The organism is Pseudomonas paraeruginosa, assembly GCF_003025345.2.
Lineage (GTDB): Bacteria > Pseudomonadota > Gammaproteobacteria > Pseudomonadales > Pseudomonadaceae > Pseudomonas > Pseudomonas paraeruginosa.
This window is the reverse complement of sequence record NZ_CP020560.1, coordinates 2,903,344-2,919,655: the sequence shown is the minus strand read 5'-3', so window position 1 is coordinate 2,919,655 and position 16,312 is coordinate 2,903,344. Positions and strand designations below refer to the sequence as shown.

12 protein-coding genes are annotated in these 16,312 nt (G+C 66.6%); 9 read left to right on the top strand and 3 right to left on the bottom strand.

What is annotated here, in order from left to right:
* Positions 1-14 precede the first annotated feature (14 nt).
* Both B7D75_RS13815 and B7D75_RS13810 read right to left on the bottom strand, forming a co-directional pair.
* Positions 15-1,214 (bottom strand): EAL domain-containing response regulator, encoded by a 1,200-nt coding sequence (locus B7D75_RS13815; protein ID WP_079383563.1) that lies wholly within the window; start codon positions 1,212-1,214, stop codon positions 15-17.
* The gene (locus tag B7D75_RS13810) at positions 1,211-4,018 is read right to left on the bottom strand and encodes an ATP-binding protein (protein WP_053813928.1); all 2,808 of its coding nucleotides are present in this window, start codon (positions 4,016-4,018) and stop codon (positions 1,211-1,213) included. The genes B7D75_RS13815 and B7D75_RS13810 overlap by 4 nt, the downstream gene beginning before the upstream one ends.
* A gap of 322 nt (positions 4,019-4,340) precedes the next feature.
* On the opposite strand from B7D75_RS13810, the gene B7D75_RS13805 reads away from it, so the two are divergent.
* Positions 4,341-4,961 (top strand): hydrolase, encoded by a 621-nt coding sequence (locus B7D75_RS13805; protein ID WP_374954562.1) that lies wholly within the window; start codon positions 4,341-4,343, stop codon positions 4,959-4,961.
* Between the two features lie 63 nt (positions 4,962-5,024).
* On the opposite strand, the gene B7D75_RS13800 is transcribed toward B7D75_RS13805, so the two are convergent.
* Positions 5,025-5,948, bottom strand: coding sequence for a LysR family transcriptional regulator (locus B7D75_RS13800; protein ID WP_012075784.1), 924 nt, complete (start codon positions 5,946-5,948; stop codon positions 5,025-5,027).
* Between the two features lie 375 nt (positions 5,949-6,323).
* Here B7D75_RS13800 and B7D75_RS13795 point away from each other — a divergent pair, with 375 nt between their 5' ends.
* From B7D75_RS13795 to B7D75_RS13755, 8 genes are all read left to right on the top strand, one after another.
* Complete coding sequence (locus B7D75_RS13795) at positions 6,324-6,920, top strand: transglycosylase SLT domain-containing protein (RefSeq protein ID WP_105446857.1); 597 nt, start codon at positions 6,324-6,326, stop codon at positions 6,918-6,920.
* 605 nt (positions 6,921-7,525) lie between these two features.
* On the top strand, positions 7,526-8,962 hold the full coding sequence (locus B7D75_RS13785; RefSeq protein WP_034081581.1) for an undecaprenyl-phosphate glucose phosphotransferase: 1,437 nt from the start codon (positions 7,526-7,528) through the stop codon (positions 8,960-8,962).
* The gene (locus tag B7D75_RS13780) at positions 8,962-10,428 is read left to right on the top strand and encodes a mannose-1-phosphate guanylyltransferase/mannose-6-phosphate isomerase (RefSeq protein WP_058129491.1); all 1,467 of its coding nucleotides are present in this window, start codon (positions 8,962-8,964) and stop codon (positions 10,426-10,428) included. The genes B7D75_RS13785 and B7D75_RS13780 overlap by 1 nt, the downstream gene beginning before the upstream one ends.
* Positions 10,428-10,997 carry a glycosyltransferase family 2 protein gene (locus B7D75_RS13775; protein ID WP_107114124.1) on the top strand — a complete coding sequence of 190 codons (570 nt, stop codon included), beginning with the start codon at positions 10,428-10,430 and terminating at the stop codon, positions 10,995-10,997. The genes B7D75_RS13780 and B7D75_RS13775 overlap by 1 nt, the downstream gene beginning before the upstream one ends.
* A 29-nt stretch (positions 10,998-11,026) precedes the next feature.
* Positions 11,027-11,797, top strand: coding sequence for a polysaccharide biosynthesis/export family protein (locus B7D75_RS13770; RefSeq protein WP_003089227.1), 771 nt, complete (start codon positions 11,027-11,029; stop codon positions 11,795-11,797).
* Positions 11,798-11,811: 14 nt separating this feature from the next.
* Positions 11,812-13,800, top strand: a complete 1,989-nt coding sequence (locus tag B7D75_RS13765) for a GumC family protein (RefSeq protein WP_012075778.1) — start codon at positions 11,812-11,814, stop codon at positions 13,798-13,800.
* Complete coding sequence (locus B7D75_RS13760) at positions 13,800-14,987, top strand: glycosyltransferase family 4 protein (RefSeq protein WP_105446856.1); 1,188 nt, start codon at positions 13,800-13,802, stop codon at positions 14,985-14,987. The genes B7D75_RS13765 and B7D75_RS13760 overlap by 1 nt, the downstream gene beginning before the upstream one ends.
* A complete protein-coding gene (locus tag B7D75_RS13755) occupies positions 14,977-16,305 on the top strand; it encodes a glycoside hydrolase 5 family protein (RefSeq protein ID WP_034081580.1) in 1,329 nt (442 codons plus the stop codon). Before B7D75_RS13760 ends, B7D75_RS13755 begins: the two co-directional genes overlap by 11 nt.
* The last annotated feature ends 7 nt before the right edge of the window (positions 16,306-16,312 follow it).

Below are 16,312 nucleotides of genomic sequence, written 5' to 3'. Positions count from 1 at the left end.
TCGGGTGGCCGGCGTCAGGCAAGGGGGCTGGGTCCGTCCTCCCGCAGTTGCTGCTCGAACACGTGCGCCGGCACCGCCTCCGAGATGAGGAAACCCTGCGCCCGGTCGCAGCCAAGGCGACGAAGAAGATTCAACTCCTCGCAGGTCTCCACCCCCTCGGCCACCACGTCGAGATTCAGACGATGGCCGAGCTCGATGCAGCTGGTGACGGCTGCATTGAGGCCGTTGTCTTCCACGCATCCATGTATGAGGGAGCGATCGATCTTCAGCTCCGTGAAAGGGGTCGTGACCAGGTTGAAGAATGAGCTGTAGCCCTGACCGAAGTCGTCCTGGGCCAACCCGAACCCCTTCATGCGCAAACGGCAGGCACCGGCATAGTAATTGCTCGACAGGGTGGCGACACTGCTCTCGGTCAACTCGAAACACAGCGAGCCGGCGCTGGCGCCGCGACTGCCGACGAACTCGCAGAGCCGGTCCGGAAGATCCTGGCTGTCGAGCAGGTGCGGCGGCAGGTTCACCGAGACGGGAATCTCGTAGCCCGCCCTGCGCCACGAGGCCTGGGCCCGCAGCGTCTGTTCGAGTACGCGCCAGAGCAGTGCCTCGTGCAACCCCGAGGCATCGATATCGCTCATGAAGCATCCTGGCAGCAGCAGCCCCCGCTGCGGGTGGTTCCAGCGTATCAATGCCTCCGCCCCGACCATGCGTCCGGTGTGGAGGGACTTCTTGGCCTGGAACCAGGTCACCAGCTGCTCGTTGTGCAGGGCGTCCAGCAGCGCCGTCCGACCATGGGGCAGGTCATCGGCCTCAGGCTCCAGGTCCTGCCTCAGGCATTTCTCCAGCTGTTCAAGGAGCTGGCCGATGGCCTTGGGCAAGGTCGGCTTGGGCAGCAGGTCGATCACCGAAAGCCCGAGGCTCTGGGCGACCCGGCTGGCGCTGAGCAGCATGCGCTGGGACGAGGAACTCATCAGCGCCAGTTTGGGACGATGCTTGAGATACGGCAGTTGCTGGATCATCTGGATGCCATCCATGCCCGGCATCATCAGGTCGCTGAGGACCAGGTCGAACCTCTCCCGCTTCAGGCAAAGCAATGCTTCGGCACCGTCGCCGGCCCCCATCGGGCTCTGCACGCCCCGTTCGCGAAGCAGGTTGAGCAGGTACTCGCGCTGGAACGGCTGGTCCTCGACGACCAGCACCCGATAGGATTTCAAGTTCATCGATCCACCTTGAGGATATCGATCAGGCAGTTCTGGAGCGAATCCAGATCCACCGGTTTGACCAGGCAATCGCTCATGCCGGCGGCGAGGCAACGCTCGCGCTCCTCGCGCATGGCATTCGCGGTTGCGCCGACGATGGGCCGTCGGTAGCCGCGCCGGCGGAGCTCCGTCGCCAGTTGATAGCCGTTCATGTTCGGCATGTTGATATCGGTGAGCACCACGTCGAAGTCACCCGACAGGCATCGCTGCAGCGCCTGCCGGCCATCGAAAGCCAGTTCCACGACACAACCCAGCGCTTCCAGCTGATCGCGCAGGATCAACTGGTTGATCGCATTGTCTTCCGCCACCAGGATGCGTATCCCCAGGTTGCTCAGGGGCGCGATCTGTCCGTGGACAACCGCGCTCTCGCTGACGCAGCCCTGGGCAAGGCCCAACGCGCGACGCAAGCCGCCAAGGCTGTTCAGGCCCACCAGCCAGTCACAGCCCTGGGCCTGGGGCTCTACGCTCCCCTCCGGGGAAAGTACCACCCTGCATCCCGGCCATCGCGCCTGCATCGCCGCCGTACCCGGCAGCAACACTTCGACCAGCACGCTGCTGGCGTCCGCCTCGTCGAGGGTCGACGGCGTGGCGAGGTGGGCCCGGCCTCCCCAGCGGGCGATCCAGCCGCACAGGTTTTCCGCCAGGTCACGGGCTGGCGCCATCACCCGGATGTCCCGCCCGGCCAGTTCCTGCGGTTCCGCCTGTACCGCGATGCGCTCGAGTGGCAGCCTCAGGCTGAAACTGCTGCCCAGCCCCAGTTCGCTGACCAGCCTCAGGTTGCCGTTCATCAGTTGCGCCAGGCGCTGGCTGATGGACAGGCCCAACCCCGTGCCGGCCACCAGCTGTTCGGAGCGACGCACCTGGTAGAACGGGTCGAACAGGCGGTGCTGGTCCTCGGCGGCGACACCCGTCCCGGTATCGTTGACCTGCCAGGTCAGCATCACGCATTCGGCATCGACCACGCTGGCCTTCAGGCGCACGCTGATATGCCCGTTGTCGGTGAACTTCACCGCATTGCTCAGCAGATTGTTGAGTATCTGCCGGATGGAAGCCGCAGCCCCACGCATGCGCTCCGGCAGCTCCGGCGAAAGACAGGCATACAGTTGCAAGCCCTTGGCATGCGCAGCGGCGGCGAACGACTGCACGACCTCTTCGGTCAGCTCGACCGGGGAGAACTCCATGGACTCCAGGTCCAGTTGGCCGGCCTCGATCTTGGATACGTCGAGTACATCGCTGATCAGTTGCAACAAGGTCGCCGAAGAGCGCTGGATCGCCTGCAGGTAGCCGGCCTGCTGGCGGCTCAGCTCGGTGCGCCCCAGCAGTTCCAGGGTACCGAGCACACCATAGAGCGGTGTACGGATTTCATGGCTCATGGTGGCGAGAAACAGCGTCTTGGCTTCGTTGGCCGCGTCCGCCAGCAGCTTGGCCCGGGCCAGTTCCGCCTCGATCTGCTTGCGTGCGCTGATGTCGCTGAAGGCGCAGAACAGTACGTCTTCACCCTTGTAGCGGGTGATGGTGTAACTGAGGTACAGGTGCAACCCGGCCTCGGTTTCCAGCTCCTCCCCGGCAGGCTCGCCGCCTTCGGCGAAGGCCCGGGCAATCCAGCCCGGCGCCGCGCGGCGGACCACCTCGCCGCCCAGCCATTGCCGCGCCTGCGGATTCTCCAGGACCACCGCGGCGTCGGCGCGGCGCAATACGCAAAGGGCCACGGGAGCAGCCTGGATGACCGCCCGGGAGAAAGCCTCGCTTTCCTTGAGCGCCTCGAGACGCTGCGCCGCCGGCTTCATCAGGCGCTCTTCGATACGCCTGCCCAGCCGACGGAGCAGCGTACCCACGCCGATGGCCAGCGAGAACGCCAGCAGTAGCGGCTGCCACAGCGCCAACAGCAGCCGTTCGATACCGATGCAATAGACCAGCACCCAGTTCGAGGAACCTATGTGCTTGAGCAGCGCCACGTGCTGCGGCATGGGAGCGGAACCGATGAAGCCGAAGCCGTCTCCCTGCGCGAGCGCGCGCAGCTCCTCCGCGCGCAGGCTTCCATCCTCCTCGGCGAAGGCTACCTGCCCGTGCCCGTCCAATAGCAGATAGCTGCCTGCGCCAGCCCTGCGCAGTATCGCGTCGAGTATCTCGCCATGGATCTCCAGACCCAACCAGCCACCTCCATGCCCGCCGTCCAGGGCCTCGAAGAGGAACAGGCGCCGACGCTCTCCGCCCTCGGCCAGCCAGTGGATGCGCGCCGCCGGCGCCGCCTGCGAGGCTCGGTACAGCGCCTCGGCCAGCGCGGCGGTAATCGGCGATTCGGAGCCAACCCCGGAGACCAGCCTGTGGATCGCCGGTCCGTTTCCGGCATCGACGGCATACAGCAGCCCCAGGCGCTTGTCCCCGAGTTCGGCAAGCTCGCGGGCAGACAGCAGGAGCCCTTGTCCGCTGCCACCCAGCGGCAGTATGGACGGCGGGAGCGCCTGGCCATCGTTCGACGCTTCGCTGACCAGCGCCCTGCCTGCCGCCAGGGGCACGACACTGCCGCTCAGATGATCGAGCAGCGCTTCACGCTGGCCGAGATAGAGCTGCGCCTCGTACATCGCCGCGTTCATCGCGCGTCGAGCGAGCGACACCTGGTGGTTGAAAGCCATGTTCACGGTGAACGCCAGGCCACACAGCAGGCTCAGCATCAATGCGCCACCGAGCATGCGCAGCAGCTTGAGCGCGGCACTCGGAGTGGAAAACCCGCTATCCAAAGGCTGTAGGAAATTCTGCAACTTCATGCCGAAAGACTGACGGCATGAAGGTAACCCCTCAATCAGACGTTTCTTATTGTGAATTCGCGCACATTGACACCCGCGGATGCGCCTTGACTATGCAACCCGCTCCCACCCGCATGACTCGACCACAGGCGACACCAGCCGACCCGGAAAGACAAGGTTCCGCTCACCGCCCCGGGCCTGGCGTTTCGGCGATGGCGCCGCCCGGCGTTCCTGAAAACGGAACCTCGTTTCCATTTTTACGCCGTTCCGAAGTCCGCACGCATGGACAAGACTGGCGGCGCCACAAGGCCAATCTGACAACGAGGAAAGAACCATGCGCTACATCGGACTCGAGGCACTCCTGACCCCCGAAGAGTGCGTCATGCTGCTGATCGACCACCAGCCCTATCAACTGATGAACCTGCACAGCCATGAACCGAGCATGGTCATCAACAACGTCACCGGCCTGGCCAAGACCGCCAGGGCGTTCGGCATTCCGGTGATACTCACCACGGTCGTCGAGGATCGCGGCGGCCACCTGATCGCCCAGTTGCAGGAGGTCTTCCCGGAGCAACGACCCATCGACAGGACCTTCATCAACACCTGGCAGGATGCGCGCGTGGTGGACGCGGTGCGGAAGACCGGGCGGAAGAAGCTGGTGATGGCCGGCCTGTGGACCGAGATCTGCCTGGCGATGCCGGTCATCCAGGCCCTGGCCGAGGGCTATGAGGTCTACTTCGTGACCGACGCTTCCGGCGGGGTGAGCCCGGAGGCCCACGAAATGGCGGTGCGCCGCATGATCCAGGCCGGCGCCACGCCCATCACCTGGATGGCCGTGCAGGGCGAGCTGCAGCGGGACTGGGCGCGCGAGGACACGGCCGGCGCCGTCAACGCGGTGAATGCCGAGCATGGTGGCGCCACCGGTGTGGCCTTCGCCTGGGAAACCCAGCTTCTGGACAGCTGAGGCGCCTCGCGCCGGGAGCCCCGGACAGGCTTCCGGCGCCATGCCCTGCCGCCTCCGGCGAATTCAAAGCTCTCCCAGCAGCTCGCCAAGCTGCCGGTCCCATGCCGGTGGCTGGCCGATCCGCTGCGCGAGAAACTCGACGAACGCATTGATCTTCGGCGAGGCGCGCTGCGCTCGCCGGTACACCACCGAGATCTCGCCGCCCGGAGGCACGCAGCCGGGCAGGACGATCTCCAGTTGCCCGGCCAGCAGGTACGCGCCGGCGAGGAAGGTGGGCATGATGCTCAGGCCGACACCGGCGAGGGTCGCGCCCAGGAGGATGTCCGCGTTGTCGGAGCGCATCTTGCTGCGGATCCGGAAGGACTGCTCCCGGCCCTCCACGCCCAGCCTCCACATGCCATGGTGGGCGCGGCGCATGGAAAGCAGGCCGTCGTGTTCGCGCAGCTCCTCCGCGGACGCGGGGCGGCCTTTCCTGTCCAGGTAGCCAGGACTGCCGCAGATGACGTGGCGGTTCGCGGTGATGCGCCGGGCCACCAGCGCGGAGTCTTCCAGGACCCCGACCCGGACCGCGGCGTCGTAGCGCCCCAGGTTGAGGTCGACATGGCGGTCGTCGGCGTCGATGTCCATCTTGAGCTCGGGGTAGATCAGCGAGAATTCGGCGATCAGCGGCGCCAGGTGGGCGACGAACGCCACCGGCACGGCGATCCGCAGCACCCCGTGCAAACCACCGTCGAAGGACTGGATGGACTCTTCCATGTCGCGCACGTCGCCGAGCACCTGCACGCAGAAGTCATGATAGTGGCGCCCCAGCTGGGTGACCCGGAACACCCGTCCGCGCTCGATCAGCACCACCCCCAGGTGCCGCTCCAGCTGCTGGATGCGCTGGCTGACCACCGACTTGGCGGTTCCCAGCCGACGCGCGGCCTCGGAGAAGCTGCCCGCTTCCACCACAGTGACGAAACTGGCCATGTCCACGAACTTGTTCATCGCCGCCTCCTGCCTGGCGGGGCCCGGCCCCCGGACTCGAATGGAAGCACCGGCCGACCGGTGCGGAAGGCGGTCATGATTGGTCGTCCGGCGCCGGCACGGCAAGACTGCGGCGAACGGTTTTCTCGATCATCGGGTTCGATTTCCCAGAACGCCTCGCCGAACCAGGGCCCGCCCCGCCGCACGCCGGCTCGTACATTGGCGGGAGCCTCCTTTCCGACAGCGCGGCCCGGTGTCGGCGGGCGCCGTGGCGCGTCCGGCACGATGAGCATGCCGTTCGTCCGGCGCGCGCTCGCCGATTCATATGCGTCCCGAAAGAATGTATAAAGCGCCAGCGTTCCGCGATCCCGTCGCCTGCCAAAGGAATCCCCGTCAATGCTTCGGCTCTCGATGCCGGCCCTGCTCCTGGCTCTTGCCGGTTGCGCCAGCAAGCCTCCCGCCAACCCCGACAACCTCTGCGAGATCTTCCGCGAGAAACCGAAGTGGCACGAGGCGGCGCTGAAGATGCAGCAGCGCTGGGGCGCGCCGATCCAGGTGCCGATGGCGATGATGTACCAGGAATCGTCCTTCCGGCATGACGCCCTGCCGCCGCGCTACTTCTTCCTCGGCTTCATCCCCTGGGGCCGGGTCAGCTCCGCCTACGGCTACGCCCAGGCCAAGGACGAGACCTGGGCCGACTACAAGCGCGAGGCCGGAGGCTGGGGCGCCAGCCGCGACGACTTCGCCGACGCCCTGGACTTCATGGGCTGGTACATCCAGAAGAGCCAGCGCGTCAACGGTGTGTCCAAGTGGGACGCCTACGGCCAGTACCTGAACTACCACGAAGGTTGGGGCGGCTATCGCAACCGCAGCTACGACGCCAAGCCGTGGCTGAAGAACGTCTCGCAGAAGGTCCAGTCGCGCGCCTCGCTGTTCGGCGCCCAGTACCGCAGCTGCCAGCAGGAACTGTCACGCGGCGGCTGGTTCTGGTAGCCCGTCCGCGCGCGATACGGCTTCGCTCCCGCGCCACGGCCAGCGTCCCGCGATGGATGGCGGGGCGAGTTCGTTGACGGCCGGATGGAGGCAGCTCCAGGCCGGATCGGCGCTTTCGCACTGCCAGCGGCCACAGGAACGCCACCGCGCGCTCCCCCTTCACGCGACTCCCTGGGGAACCGGCGCGAAAGCGTGTCGCAGAGCGTGGGTCGACATGCCCTGCCTGCGCGCTTTGGCCAGGCCGTGGCCATAGGTTCGCGACGCTCTCTTTCACTCGCCCGCCGCCCGTCTCCGCCGCCGCCCAGCTTCCCGGGCCAGAGCACCCGCGCATTGGCGACGCCAGTTTCCCTCGTCTACTGTTTGCATAAAAGTTTGGCGCCATAAATTCGTCAATAAATTGACTAAAAAAACTTACCCAGACTACGGTTATTTTCCAGGCAATGCTAAGATAGCTATCACAAAGCCACTATCGACGAATGAACCTATTCGACGGGAAAATGACTAATCCCTGTGGCAAATGAAAAAAAGTCACTAATTTGACGCTTCATCGCCTTGCTCTTCCCTATCCACTCAATGGACTGCCTGTGATCGGCAGAGCAAACAACATGCATTCGAAGTCGGTAGATAGCCTGTCGCTGACACGGGCTGGATTCATCGAGTACTTCCTGGTAGCGACCAAGCTGGTACACGCGCTCACCGCCATCGCCCCGGCGCTGTTCCTGCTGTACTACCCGGGCCTGGTGCCCGTCGAGCTGCGCAGCGACATGCTCGGGCTGCTGCTGTTCTTCGGCGCGCTCACGGTGATCATGTTCCAGGCCCTGGATGTCTATTCCGACGATATCTTCAGCAACCGCCTGCGCTTCCGCATCATGTTCTTCGCCTGGGCCTCGGCGTTCTGCCTGCTGCTGTTCATGTACCAGGGCCTGGGCCTGTTCCCCTACCTGAGCAGCAAGCTGGTGATCTTCTGGTTCACCGGCAGCCTGCTGCTGTTCGGCGTGCAACGCCTGCTGGTGCTGCGCCTGTACCGGGCCTGGATGAAGCGCGGCATGTACCTGCAGCGCACGGTGATCCTCGGCTTCACCGAGAGCGGCATGCACCTGGCCGAATACCTGATGCGCAACCACGACATCCGCTCGGGCATCATCGGCTTCATCGACGACCGCTCCGAGCGGGTCCCGGAGAACTACAACTCGCTGCCGCTGCTGGGCAACACCAAGGACCTGGAGAAGCTGATCCGCCAGGAACAGGTCGACCAGGTGCTGGTCGCCCTGCCCTGGTTCGCCGAAGGGCGCATCGGCGCCATCGTCCACCGCCTGCGGCAGTTGCCGGTGAACGTCCTGCTGGTGCCGGACATGGCTGCCTTCCGCCATGCCCACAACCGCATCGTCGATGTTTCCGGCATCCCCATGTTCAACGCCTCCGAACTGCCGCTGCGCGGCTGGTCGCCGCTGATCAAGCGTTGCGAGGACCTGGTCCTGGCCAGCCTCGCGCTGCTCCTGTTCGCCCCGTTGATGGCGCTGGTGGCGCTGGCGATCAAGCTCGACTCCAAGGGCCCGGTGCTGTTCCGGCAGAAACGCTACGGCTACAACAACCGGCTGATCTGGGTTTTCAAGTTCCGCTCGATGTACGCGGAAAAGGCCGACGCCAACGCCGAGCGCCAGACCACCCGCGACGATGACCGCATCACCCGGGTCGGCCGCTTCATCCGCAAGACCAGCATCGATGAGCTGCCGCAGCTGTTCAACGTGCTCGCCGGCAGCATGTCGATGGTCGGCCCGCGCCCCCACGCCACGGCGACCAAGGCCGCCGGCATTCCCTTCGAGGAAGCGGTCAGCGAGTACAGCTCGCGCCACCGGGTCAAGCCGGGCATCACCGGCTGGGCGCAGATCAACGGCTACCGGGGTGAGACCGACACCCTGCACAAGATCAAGAAACGCGTGGAATACGACCTCGAATACATCGCCAAGTGGTCGGTGTGGTTCGATCTCTACATCCTGTTCCGTACGGTGCCCGCCGTACTCCTGACCAAGGAAGTCTACTGATGAACGCCGTCGCCCCGCTGATTCCCTGCATCGTTTCCGGCGGTTCCGGGACCCGCCTGTGGCCGGTTTCCCGGGAGAGCATGCCGAAGCCCTTCATGCGCCTGGCCGATGACCAGAGCCTGTTGCAGAAGACCTTCCTGCGTATCGCCGGGCTGCCGGACGTCGCCCGCCTGCTCACGGTGACCAACCGCGACCTGCTGTTCCGCACCCTCGACGACTACCGCGCGGTCAACCGCAGCGGCCTGGCCCAGGACCTGCTGCTGGAGCCGGTGGGACGCAATACCGCGCCGGCCATCGCCGCCGCCGCGCTGCATGTGCAGGAACACTTCGGCGACCAGGCGCAGTTGCTGATCCTTCCCGCCGACCACCTGATCCGCGACGAGCAGGCCTTCGCCGCGGCGGTGGCCGAGGCTCGCGAACTCGCGGCACAGGGCTACCTGGTCACCTTCGGCATCACCCCGGAGCGCGCCGAGACCGGCTTCGGCTATATCGAACAGGGCGCCCCGCTGGGCAACGGCTTCCGCGTCGCGCGCTTCGTCGAGAAGCCCGACCAGGCCACCGCCCAGTCCTACCTGGACAGCGGCAAGTACCTGTGGAACGCCGGCATGTTCTGCTTCCAGGCCGCCAGCGTGCTGGCGGAACTGGAGCGCCACGCGCCGGACGTGCTGGTCGCCGCCCGCGCCGCCCTGGCCGACGGCAGCAGCCTGGAGAACGGCCAGTGCCGCCAGCGCGAGCTGGCCGCCGGGGCCTTCGCCGAGGCGCCGGACATTTCCGTCGACTATGCGCTGATGGAACGCTCGGACAAGGTCGCCGTGGTGCCCTGCTCCATCGGCTGGAGCGACATCGGCTCCTGGCAGGCGCTGCGCGAGCTGAGCCCGGCGGACGAAAACGGCAACCAGGTGCGCGGCGAAAGCGTGCTGCACGACGTCAGCAACTGCTACATCGACTCGCCGAAGCGCCTGGTCGGTGCCGTCGGCGTGCACGACCTGATCATCGTCGACACCCCCGACGCCCTGCTGGTGGCCGACGCGGCGCGCAGCCAGGACGTCAGGTTCGTCGCCCAGGAACTCAAGCGCCGCGGCCACGACGCGTTCCGCCTGCACCGCACGGTCAGCCGGCCCTGGGGCACCTACACCGTGCTCGAGGAAGGCCGCCGCTTCAAGATCAAGCGCATCGTGGTGCGGCCCAAGGCCTCGCTGTCGTTGCAGATGCACCACCATCGCAGCGAACACTGGATCGTGGTCAGCGGCATGGCGCTGGTGGAGAACGGCGAGCATGAATTCCTCCTCAATACCAACGAGTCCACCTTCATTCCCGCCGGCCACAGCCACCGCCTGAGCAACCCGGGGATCATCGATCTGGTGATGATCGAGGTGCAGAGCGGCGAGTACCTCGGCGAGGACGACATCGTCCGCTTCAACGACATCTACGGTCGCGCCCCCGCCAGCGACGAGAAGAAAGCCTGATGCGCTGCGCCCTGGTCATTCCCACGCGCAACGCCGGCGCGCACCTGGACCGGCTGCTGCCGGCGCTGGCCGCGCAACGGCGGCAGCCGGACAGCATCCTGGTGGTGGACAGCCGCTCCAGCGACGACACGGTGGAGCGCTTCCGCGCCTTCGGCGCGCGGGTCGAGGTCATCGAGCCGGCCAGCTTCAACCACGGCGGGACGCGGCGCTGGGCCAGCCAGCAGGTCGAGGCCGACGCGCTGATCTACCTGACCCAGGACGCCATTCCCGCCTCGCCCGACAGTTTCGCCAACCTGCTCGACGAGCTCTACGCCGAGGCCGACATCGGCGTGGCCTACGGCCGCGAGCGCTGGATACGTGCCGCCTTCGGCGGCGCGGGTGGCGAGGGCAAGCGCTATGTCCTCGCCGAGATACAGGCCTTGCGTGCCGCCGGCGCCCTGTATCGCGTACCTGAAATAGCGCTGCGTAGCGCGTTCAAGCTGCTCGGCTACCGCCTGGGCCAGCTGGAACGCCACCTGCCGGTCGCCCTCAAGCGCCGCATCAGCATGTTTCCAGGCTACTGGAAGTGAACATCATGACCTACAGGAAGTGCCCCCTCATGAAACGCACCCTCCTCATGCTCGCCATGCTCGCCCTGGCCGCATGCAACACACCCGCACGGATACCCGCACCGGACAGCGACACCGTGGACAGCGGCAAGCGCGCCCTGGAGGAGCTCGCCAGGCTGCCTCCGGCGATGGAACGGGTGCGCGTCGGGGACACCCTGCGGATCGTCCGCGACGCCGGTGAGATGCCCACCCTCTCGGCGTTCAATGTCGCCACCATCTACGAGCTGACGCTCTACACCGTGCTCAACGACGGCAGCATCTACTACCCGTTCATCGGCCGCATCCAGGCCGCGCATCGCACCCCGCAGGAGATCGCCAACGAGCTGACCACCAAGCTCGCGCCGATCTACCGCGAGCCGCGGGTCACGGTGAACATCAACCAGGCGCCGGGCAACACCGTGTTCGTCGGCGGCGCGGTGCGCAACCCGTCGGCGGTGCCGATCCCGGCGGCCAACAACATGGAGCAGGCGATCCTCGGCGCCGGCGGCATCCTGCCGGTGGGCGACGCCCGCCGCGTGGCGCTCATGCGCGAGGATTCCGAAGGCCGCTACCACGCCTACTTCCTCGACTTCAGCCAGTTGATGAAGATCGGCCCGGAAGGCCGCAAGCCCCTGGCCATGCAGCGTGGCGACATCGTCTTCGTGCCCAAGTCGATGGTCGGCGATCGCATCGAGGGCGTCGACGTCTACCTCAACCAGTTGCTGCCCTTCGCCAAGTCCATCGGCGTCGGCGTCAGCTACACCGTCAACAACGATCGCTGAGGAGCGCCATCGCCATGATAGAAATCCGTTCCTTGCGTGACCTGTTGCGCCTGCTGTTCATCTACCAGCGCGAATTCAAGCTGGCCGCCCTCAGCGCGCTGGTGATCATCGTCCTCGGCGCCTTCCTGCTGCCGGCCAAGTACGAGTCCAACGCGCGCCTGCTGGTCAAGCCGGGCCGCGACTCGACCCTGCCGATCGAGATCAGCAACCGCCAGGCGCTGGTCATGCCCAGCACCCAGCGCGACCCGATCGTCGACGAAGAGCGCCTGCTCACCGGCCGGCCGATCGTCCGCCAGGTGGCCGAGCGCTACCTCGAGGTGCTGGCCAACCGGCCGCCGCCGGAGGGCCTGTGGAAGCGCACCAAGTTCTATGTGAAGAAAGCCGTCGGCGCGGTGTTCGACGGGATACGCGTGACCCTGGAAACCTTCGGCGTGATCGAGGAAACCACCGCGGTCGAGCGATTGGCCAAGGACCTGGAGAAGAAATTCGAGGTCACCCACGCGGCCGGCTCGACGGTGATGGAGATCAGCTTCACCTGGAGCGAGCCGGAAGTCGCCCAGGAAGTGGTCAAGGCCTGGATCGAGATCTACATGGAGGAGCGCACCCAGGCGCTCGGCCGCAAGAGCCTGTACGCCTTCTACGAGGCGCAGACCGCCGACAGCGCGGCGCAGATCAAGAGCTACAAGGCGCAGATTCTCAAGCATCTCAATGAGATCGGCGCCTCCAGCATCGAGGACCGCCTGCAGGATCTCTCCGAACGGATCAACGTGCTGCGCGGCGAGCGCTTCAACTCGATCCGCCTGATCGCCTCCTCCGACAGCGCCCTGGAGTCCACCCGCCAGCAGCTGAAGGGGTTGCCGCGGGAAATCGTCACGGTGCGGCAGATCGCCCTGAACCCGGCGCAGCAGGACCTGCGCCGGCTGCTCAACCAGAAGCGCCTGGAGCGCGCCGACATGATGCGCACCTACACCGACGACGCGCCGCCGGTGAAAGCCCTGGATGCGTCGATCCGCGCCCTGGAGAAAGAGGTCCGGGACGAAGGCGCCACCGTGCAGAGTTCCGAGGACCGCGCGCCGAACACCCTGACCACCCACCTGGAGCGCGTGCTGCTCGACGAGACCAGCAACAACGCGGCGCTGCGCACCCAGCTCGCCGAGCAGGAAAAGCAGCTCGCCGAACTCGAGGCGCAACGGCGCGAGGCGCTGGATATCGAGCCGACCCTGGCGCGCCTGCAGCGCGAGCTGAACGCCACCGAGCGCAACTACGCGCTGTACGTCGACAGTCTGGAGAAATCGCGGATCGACCGCGAGCTGGACAAGAGCCAGATCAGCAACATCTCGGTGATCGAGGAAGCCACCTACAACCCCGGACGGATCTTCCCGAAGACCCTGCTGATGCTGTTCCTCGCCGTACCCTTCGGTCTCGCCGTCGGCCTGCTGGTGGTATACCTCTGCTACCTGCTCGACCAGCGCATCCACGATGGCGGCCTGGTCGAGGAGAAGTTCGGCCTGCCGCTGTGGACCACCCTGCCGGAGCTGAGCGACAGCACCGCGGAGAGCAGCAACGCCTTCACCGCCAGTATCTACCGGCTGTACGGGCTGCTGCCCTACGCGCGCATCGAGGAAAAGGGCCTGACCCTCGGCCTGACCTCGGCGCGCCACGGCGAAGGCGTGACCTTCATCATCGAGCAGCTGCGCCGCCTGCTGGAAGAGAACGGCGTGCGCGTGCGGGTCGGCGGCGAGCCGGCCCAGCCGGGCGAAGTGGTGTTGCTCGACGCGCCGGCCCTGCTGGACAGCCGCGAGGCCTTCATCGCCCTGCGCCGCGCCGACCTGATCGCCCTGGTGGTGGAGGCGCAGAAGAGCACCGTGCCGGTGGTCGAGCATGCGCTGACCATCCTCACCACGGCGTTCGGCAAGGTCGACGGGATCATCATCAACCGGCGCCGCTTCGAGGTGCCGAGCAAGGTCCTGCAGACCATCGCCCGCTACCGGAGCGCGTTCTGATGCGCATCGCCCTCCTCGCGCCCCTGCCGCCGGAAAAGAATGGCATCGCCGACTACGCCAGTCATTTCCGCAACGCCCTGCAGGGTCTCGGCATCGAAGTAGCCACGCCGCTCGCCGGCGTGGCGGCCGACAGCGCGAACATCGTCAGCCGGCTGGACAGCGTCGACTGGAACGCCTTCGACCTGGTCCATGCCGAACTCGGCGGCGGCCGCCTCGGCGAGTTCATCGCCCTGCGCGAGCTGCGCAAGCGCTTCCCGCGCCTGCCGCTGAGCGCCACCGTGCATGATCCGGAGCGCATGGTCTGGCGCCGCGAGCGCCTGCCCTGGCCGCTGAACCTGCTGGAACACCTGCCCTCTCCGCTGCCCCAGGCCGCCGTGGTGCTCGCCGACCCGCTGACCCTGCGCGAAGAGCGCGCCGTGGCCCAGGGCCTGACGCGCCTGGTGACCCTCACCGGCCTGGGCGGCGAGTGCCTGGCCCGGCGGATGCGCCTGCCGCCCGGGCGGGTCGAGGTGATCAACCATGGCAACCTGGAGATCGCCCCGGTGCCGCTGCCGTCGCTGGAGACCCTGCGCCTGCTGTACTTCGGCTTCATCTATCGCGGCAAGGGCATCGAGGACCTCCTCGAAGCCCTTGCCGACCTGTTCGACAGCGCCCCGGAGACACGCCAGCGCGTGCGCCTGACCCTCGCCGGCGGCACTGCCGCGGAGATGGCCTTCGGCGCCGGCGGCAACTACCTCGACCAGTTGAAGGGGCAGATCGCCGAACTCGGCCTGGCCGAAGCCATCGACTGGAACCTGAACCTGGCCGCCGCGGATATCCCGCGCACCATCCAGGCCCACCATGTGATGGTCCTGCCGTACCGCGAGTCGAAGAAGCTCGGCCTGCTCGGCCAGCAGCGCGGCACCAGCGGCGCGCTGTCCTGGGCGGCGGCCTGCGGGCGCGGGGCGATCACCTCGGACGCCCGCGCGTTCGCCGAGGAAGTCGCCAGCGGCAACGGCGCCATCTACCCTCAGGGAGACGTGGCAGCCCTCTCCGAACAGTTGTTGAACCTCGCGCGCGAACCCCGCCTGGCCCAGGCCTGGGCCGAGCGCGCCGGAGCGATCGGCCATGCGCGGACCTGGCCGCGCACCGCGCTGCGCTTCCAGGCACTGTTCAACGACATGGTGGGAACCGTTCATGGCACGTAAGGGAATCTATCTGGGCGGCAGCGCGCTGCTGCTCGCCGTGGTACTGCTGCTGGTGTTCTGGGGGCGTCCCGCGGACGCCGAGATCCAGGTGCTGAAGGCGCCTCGCGAAGTGGTCTGGAAGGACTTCCTCGGGGTCAACGCGCAATTCCTCTGGTTCAGTCCGGAGCGCTACAACAAGCAGATCGACCGCCTGCAGGAGCTGGGGCTGGAATGGGTGCGCCTAGACCTGCACTGGGACCGCCTGGAAACCGCCGAGGACCAGTACCAGCTGGCCTCCCTCGACCAGTTGGTCAAGGATCTCGAGGCGCGCCAGCTGAAGTCGGTGTTCTACCTGGTCGGCTCGGCCCGCTTCATTACCACCGCGCCGTTCTACTCGCCGTTCCAGGACCAGTATCCGCCGCGCGACCCGGAAGTCTTCGCCCGGCGCATGGCCATGCTCTCGCAACGCTACCCCAGCGTGGCCGCCTGGCAGGTGTGGAACGAACCCAACCTGATCGGCTTCTGGCGGCCCAAGGCCGATCCGGAAGGCTACGCCAGGCTGCTCCAGGCGAGCACCATCGCCCTGCGTCTGGTCGACCCGGACAAGCCGGTGGTGTCCGCCGGGATGGCCTTCTTCAGCGAGATGCCGGACGGCCGCACCATGCTCGACGCCCTCGGTCACCTGGGCGTGGAAAGCCTCGGCACCATCGCCAGCTACCACCCCTATACCCAGTTGCCGGAAGGCAACCATCCCTGGAACCTGGACTTCGTCGCCCACGCCAACCAGCTCAACCGCGCCCTGCGCAACGCCGGCGTACCGGCGATCTGGAGCACCGAGTGGGGCTGGTCGGCCTACAAGGGACCGAAGGAGGCCCAGGACATCATCGGTGTCGAAGGGCAGGCCGACTACGTGCTGCGCCGCCTGGCGCTGATGAGCGCGCTGGACTACGACCGGATCTTCCTGTTCACCCTGAGCGACCTGGACCAGCGCGCCAGCGTGCGCGACCGCGACTATGGCCTGCTCGACCTGGACGCCAATCCCAAGCCGGTCTATCTGGCCCTGCAACGCTTCCTCGAGGTCACCGGACCGAAACTGCGCCCGGCCGATCCGCCGCTCACCGAGGACTTGCCCGACGGTTCCTTCAGCATCGGCTGGACCCGCGAGGACGGCCACCACGTCTGGCTGTTCTGGTCGGCCCGCGGCGGCAACGTGCGCCTCCCGGACCTCAGGCAGGCTACCCTGCACGACCCGCTCAGCGGCAAGGTCACGCCCCTGAGCGGCAACGACGGCCTGGATGTCCCGGTGAAGTCCAGCCTGCAGATGCTGGTCTGGGAGTGAAACCACG

Bases quoted from the DNA above. Each gene is read 5' to 3' on its own strand.
- B7D75_RS13785 (WP_034081581.1), top strand. From the start codon at position 7,526: ATGCATTCGAAGTCGGTAGATAGCCTGTCGCTGACACGGGCTGGATTC.
- B7D75_RS13770 (WP_003089227.1), top strand. From the start codon at position 11,027: ATGAAACGCACCCTCCTCATGCTCGCCATGCTCGCCCTGGCCGCATGC.
- B7D75_RS13815 (WP_079383563.1), bottom strand. From the start codon at position 1,214: ATGAACTTGAAATCCTATCGGGTGCTGGTCGTCGAGGACCAGCCGTTC.
- B7D75_RS13775 (WP_107114124.1), top strand. From the start codon at position 10,428: ATGCGCTGCGCCCTGGTCATTCCCACGCGCAACGCCGGCGCGCACCTG.
- B7D75_RS13780 (WP_058129491.1), top strand. From the start codon at position 8,962: ATGAACGCCGTCGCCCCGCTGATTCCCTGCATCGTTTCCGGCGGTTCC.
- B7D75_RS13755 (WP_034081580.1), top strand. From the start codon at position 14,977: ATGGCACGTAAGGGAATCTATCTGGGCGGCAGCGCGCTGCTGCTCGCC.
- B7D75_RS13800 (WP_012075784.1), bottom strand. From the start codon at position 5,948: ATGAACAAGTTCGTGGACATGGCCAGTTTCGTCACTGTGGTGGAAGCG.
- B7D75_RS13760 (WP_105446856.1), top strand. From the start codon at position 13,800: ATGCGCATCGCCCTCCTCGCGCCCCTGCCGCCGGAAAAGAATGGCATC.
- B7D75_RS13810 (WP_053813928.1), bottom strand. From the start codon at position 4,018: ATGAAGTTGCAGAATTTCCTACAGCCTTTGGATAGCGGGTTTTCCACT.
- B7D75_RS13795 (WP_105446857.1), top strand. From the start codon at position 6,324: ATGCTTCGGCTCTCGATGCCGGCCCTGCTCCTGGCTCTTGCCGGTTGC.
- B7D75_RS13765 (WP_012075778.1), top strand. From the start codon at position 11,812: ATGATAGAAATCCGTTCCTTGCGTGACCTGTTGCGCCTGCTGTTCATC.